Source organism: Streptomyces sp. P9(2023), assembly GCF_032436795.1.
GTDB lineage: Bacteria > Actinomycetota > Actinomycetes > Streptomycetales > Streptomycetaceae > Streptomyces.
Map to the genome: position 1 here is coordinate 1 of NZ_JAUPWM010000834.1, position 237 is coordinate 237.

At 52.7% G+C, this 237-nt stretch carries 1 protein-coding gene; it reads left to right on the forward strand.

The window, feature by feature from the left end; translation table 11 throughout:
* Positions 1–47: 47 nt before the first annotated feature.
* Positions 48–237 (forward strand): hypothetical protein (locus tag Q5762_RS39610; RefSeq protein ID WP_315897165.1); only part of this gene is annotated, 190 nt, incomplete at its 3' end.

The following is a 237-nucleotide window of genomic DNA, read 5'->3' on the forward strand; positions in this document are numbered from 1 at the left end:
CTAATTTCAGCGGAGTAGGTGACAGCCTTCGTACAGCGGCGTCGTTGATGAGCAATGCCACATCTGGCTTCGCAGGTGCTCTGGGAGATTTCCAGAAAGCTTCGGAGCGAGATGCTGGCAACCAGCTTATGCAGCGTGCACTTGGTATGACTGATCGGGATCAGCTTAATGCTGCTCTCCAAAGTGGAACCATGTTCGCTGGTATCAACGGTGCTGATCGTGGTGCTCTTGAGTTCT